Annotated in this window: 5 protein-coding genes; 3 read left to right on the top strand and 2 right to left on the bottom strand. The window is 62.4% G+C overall.

Translation table 11 applies throughout. The features are described 5' to 3' along the window. Positions 1-769: L,D-transpeptidase (locus WA702_RS13420; RefSeq protein ID WP_425111011.1), on the bottom strand; the 769-nt coding region annotated here is incomplete at its 3' end. Positions 770-997: 228 nt separating this feature from the next. Between WA702_RS13420 and WA702_RS13415 the strand changes: the two genes are divergently transcribed. From WA702_RS13415 to WA702_RS13405, 3 genes are all read left to right on the top strand, one after another. Then, positions 998-2,116 carry an AI-2E family transporter gene (locus WA702_RS13415; protein WP_425111012.1) on the top strand — a complete coding sequence of 373 codons (1,119 nt, stop codon included), beginning with the start codon at positions 998-1,000 and terminating at the stop codon, positions 2,114-2,116. A 55-nt stretch (positions 2,117-2,171) separates the two neighbouring features. Then, a complete protein-coding gene (locus WA702_RS13410) occupies positions 2,172-2,567 on the top strand; it encodes a DUF883 family protein (RefSeq protein ID WP_425111010.1) in 396 nt (131 codons plus the stop codon). A 163-nt stretch (positions 2,568-2,730) separates the two neighbouring features. After that, a complete protein-coding gene (locus tag WA702_RS13405; protein ID WP_425111009.1) occupies positions 2,731-3,165 on the top strand; it encodes a hypothetical protein in 435 nt (144 codons plus the stop codon). A 151-nt stretch (positions 3,166-3,316) separates the two neighbouring features. Here WA702_RS13405 and WA702_RS13400 read toward each other — a convergent pair whose 3' ends face one another. Next, on the bottom strand, positions 3,317-3,742 hold the full coding sequence (locus WA702_RS13400) for a hypothetical protein (protein WP_425111008.1): 426 nt from the start codon (positions 3,740-3,742) through the stop codon (positions 3,317-3,319). Between the last annotated feature and the right edge of the window lie 347 nt (positions 3,743-4,089).

Genomic DNA, 4,089 nt, shown 5'->3' with positions numbered 1-4,089 from the left:
TCATCACCGAGGCCGACAGTGTCATCGCCTGCCGTCCCGAGGGCAGCGTCGTCGCGAGCGGCCGGGCGCCGGAGCCACCACGGGCCTGGATCGTGCCGCTCCTCAACGGAGCATTCTTCGGCAACACCACGACGCGGGTGCCGACATTGACCCGGTTGAACAGGTCGCTGACGTCCTCGTTGGTCAGCCGGATGCATCCGGACGAGACGAACTTGCCGATCGTTGACGGGTCATTGGTGCCGTGGATGCGGTACTCGCTGGAGCCGAGATACATCGCCCGCGCGCCGAGCGGATTACCGGGACCACCGGCCATGAAGCGCGGCAGATAGGGCTGGCGCCTGATCATCTCCGCCGGCGGATGCCAGTCCGGCCACTCGGCCTTGTGGCTCACCGTCTGCGTGCCGGCCCAGGTAAAACCTTCGCGGCCGACGCCGACGCCGTAACGAAGCGCGCGACCGTTGCCGAGCACGTAATAGAGATATGTGTTGCCGGTATCGATGATGACCGTGCCGGGCGCCTCGCGCGTGTCCAAGCTGACGATGGTGCGGCGGAAGCGGTCAGGAAGCGCGCTGTCCTCGTCCGTTGCGGCAGGATCATTGGCGATCTGGTCATCCGGGTAGACACCGGGTTGCGTCGCCGCGTAGCCGAGCGCCTGAGCGTGCGCCGGCGACGCGACGACGGCAGGAACGAGCGCAAGCAGGCTGGCTGCGAGCAGCAGAGTGGTCACGCGCAGGCTGGACCTGCGGCGGGCGAAAACCGAATGTGTCATGGACTGCCCCCAAAAGACGTACATCGCGCGTTGCGACGCTTCATCATTCAAACGCAGGAGGGCGCAACGTAGTTCCGATGCGGGCGTGGCGCTTAGGCGCCTGTCAAGCAATAGGAGCCTCACGATCTCGCGACGGAACTTTCCTATCACTGCTTTATTAGTAGCCGGGCTGTAAGCGTGACCTGATCGCGCTGCATTCGCCGGTGGGCGGGAGCGGGGATAAAGATGGTGCGCGTACTTCCGACCGAGCGTCTCCTGCCCGATGCTCACGACGGCACGCCGCTCCCGGACAGCCGTAACGACCAGCCACCGCTGATCCGCCGGACAGAAGTCGTCGCACTGGCGGTGGTGCTGCTCACGGTGATCAGCGTGACGGCGGTGCTCTATGTAGCGAAGGCATTCTTTCTGCCGGTGGTGATGGCTTTCGTGGTCGGCACCATGCTGTCGCCGGCAGCGAACTTTCTCGAACGGTATCGCATTCCGCGCTCGATCGGCGCCGTGCTGATCGTCGCGGCGGTCGCCGCCGGCCTCACCATTATCATCGGCCTGATCTCCGCGCCGGCGATCGAATGGAGCGGCCGACTGCCGGAGCTCGCGGCGCGGCTGAGAGACAAGCTGCATGTTTTCGACCGGCCGATCGCGCTGTGGCACGAGATGCAGGCGATGATCGGCGCTGGCGGTACCGACCGCACGAGTTCGTTCCAGCTCCCAAAGATCGAATGGGTGCAGCCAACCATTGAATTCCTGTCACCGACCTTCACCGAATTCCTGCTGTTCTTTGCGACCCTGGTGCTGTTCATCGCAAGCTGGCGCGAGCTGCGGCGGGCGTTAATCATGAACTTTGCAGACCATGAGGCGCGGCTACGGACCCTGCGCATCCTCAACGAGATCGAAGTCCATCTCGGCAACTATCTTTTGACCGTGACCCTCATCAATACCGGCGTAGGCGTTGCGACGGGCCTGGCCTGCGCGTTCGCCGGCATGCCCAATCCGGCCGGGCTCGGCGCGCTCGCCGCCACGCTGAACTTCATCCCGATCATCGGCCCAGTCGCCATGTTTGCAGTGCTGGTGGTGGTCGGCATTATCGCCTTTCCGACGTTGAGCGGCGGCCTCGTCGCGCCGCTCGCCTTCATCGCCATCGCCTTCATGGAAGGCCACTTCATTACGCCGACCATCATCGGTCGCAGGCTGGCGCTGAATGCACTCGCCGTGTTCATTGCGCTGGCATTCTGGACTTGGCTCTGGGGACCGATGGGCAGCTTCCTGTCCTCGCCGCTCCTGATCGTCGGCCTGATCCTGAAGGAGCATCTCCTCCCCGACAATTCGCCGCAATTGCCGCAGGCCTAATCGGTTTCATGCCGGGAACTTACCGCCCGACGGAGCGTTTTCCGGGTGAAACACAATGCTTGTTGTCCGGGAGCTTTCGATATCGGCCACTAATGCCGAAGCTGCAATGCGAGGTCTCACCGACAAAGCGAAATACGCACGCCTTCAGAAGGATGTCTCCGCCGTGAAAAACGATATCGCAGCCCTTACCGAGCAGATCACTGATGCGCTCAACGCCTTCGCCGGCCAGGCGAGCACGCAGGCCAGGCGCGGCTATCGACAGGCCCGTGACAACATGGATTCTACGCTCGACGACATGTCGGAGCGCGGCAGCGCCATGATGGGCGCGGCGCAAGACGCGGCGAGCACGATCGAGGAGACGCTGGAAGATGTCATCACCCAGCGCCCGCTCGCCACGGTCGGGCTGGCGCTCGGTCTGGGCTTCCTGATCGGCATGACCTGGCGTCGATGAATTTCGCGGTCAGTCGTCGCATCGGCCGTTCGAGGCCGCGACGATCGGCCGGGTAACCTCTCCGTCGATCATTTGAACATGATGAATGCTCGGCGCCGGGCGTCCGGCGCCGAGTTTGACGTTGCCGAGCCGCCGAAGGGCAAAAGGTTAAGGGGGATTGACGATGTTTCAGCGCCTGATCGAGGATCTCAAGGAATCGACCGGCACGACTATCCGTATGACGTTGCTCGCGGTCGCTGCGGCGGTCGGATTGTTCATCACGACCAGCTTTCTCTGCGCCGCCGCCTTTGTCTTCGTCCTGCAGCGCCATGGGCTGGTGCCGGCCTGCCTGACCGGAGCTGCCATCTTCTTTGTCGTGACGATGATCGCCGCGATCAGTTACATGGTTCGCAAGCGGCAGACCCAGGCGCGTGTTGCCGCGGCGGCGCGCAGCGCCGCGCACACTGCCTTTGCCGACCCCATGCTGATGACCGCAGGGCTGCAGGTGGTCCGTGCGATCGGCATCAAGCGCCTGTTGCCGATTCTCGCGATCGGCGGCATCGCGCTCGGCTTCATGGCGAGCCGGCAAGCAACAGGCGACGAGACGTCCGCGGAATAGATCGGCCGAGTGTTCCAAGCGAACGGTCGGCTCGACGAATAGTAGCGCCCGAAAAAGCAAATCGCCTCCCCTTGCGGAAGAGGCAATCTTGCTTTCGCGGCGCAGATCTCAATGCTCAGCTTCGTACTACGTTCGCGGGCTTCAGGGGGGATCAAGTCACGCAGCGCCCAGGCTGCAGGCTCTTGGCGATTTCGGTCAGGATGCTCACGCTCGGCTCACAGGCGACCGGTCGCTTCGCATCTTTGGCGCCGTCAGTTTTGATCACGAGCCGCGGCGGAGAAATCGCCATATTGTTGCTGTCACCTGCGGTTTTCGCCGGGACCTTCGCGGCCGGGATGCGCAGCAGGAACGATGTATCAGCAAACTGTGAAAGATGAAGCGCGATGGTTTTGGTTTGACGGACAGAAGGCAGAACAGGAGCACGGTCCGCCTTGGCGGACCGGTTGACCAAACTGCTCGTTGAAGCTGGGCGGAGGAGTCCAGCCGTCAAATCATGCCCCGAAGCAAACTGCACTGCGCCAACGCTCAGTGCTGCGGCAAGCGCACTCAAAACAACGATCTTACTTGTATCTGACATGGCTTCCGTTCCCTCGCCCTGCTGGCGACCTCACCATCTGCAACGTTGGTCGCGGGAATGGAGTTCTCGGTTTGGCCGATCACTTAACCGTGTGTTAAATTAGCCCCACTCAAGCAAAAATTTGTGCCGGCGGTTCAAAATGACTTGGGCCAAAAAATTTTGCGGCGATGGGGAACGACTCGCGCGTTCGGGAGTCTTCTCGACAGCCGGTTGTTCCCCCTGCCCCATTGACCGGCGACGCGGGGCATCGCCGTGGTGATGCCGGCGGTGCCCCGCATTCATTTGACATTTTGAGAAGTCAGCTGCCGCCATTAGGCGACACGCCAAAGATCAGATACAAAGAAAAG

The organism is Bradyrhizobium sp., from assembly GCF_049798375.1.
Classification (GTDB): domain Bacteria; phylum Pseudomonadota; class Alphaproteobacteria; order Rhizobiales; family Xanthobacteraceae; genus Bradyrhizobium.
The sequence above is the reverse complement of the archived record's forward strand: the minus strand, read 5'-3'. Positions and strand labels throughout refer to the sequence as shown.

Excerpts from the sequence above, each read along its gene's own strand:
- WA702_RS13405 (WP_425111009.1), top strand. The coding sequence starts at position 2,731 with ATGTTTCAGCGCCTGATCGAGGATCTCAAGGAATCGACCGGCACGACT.
- WA702_RS13400 (WP_425111008.1), bottom strand. The coding sequence starts at position 3,742 with ATGTCAGATACAAGTAAGATCGTTGTTTTGAGTGCGCTTGCCGCAGCA.
- WA702_RS13410 (WP_425111010.1), top strand. The coding sequence starts at position 2,172 with ATGCTTGTTGTCCGGGAGCTTTCGATATCGGCCACTAATGCCGAAGCT.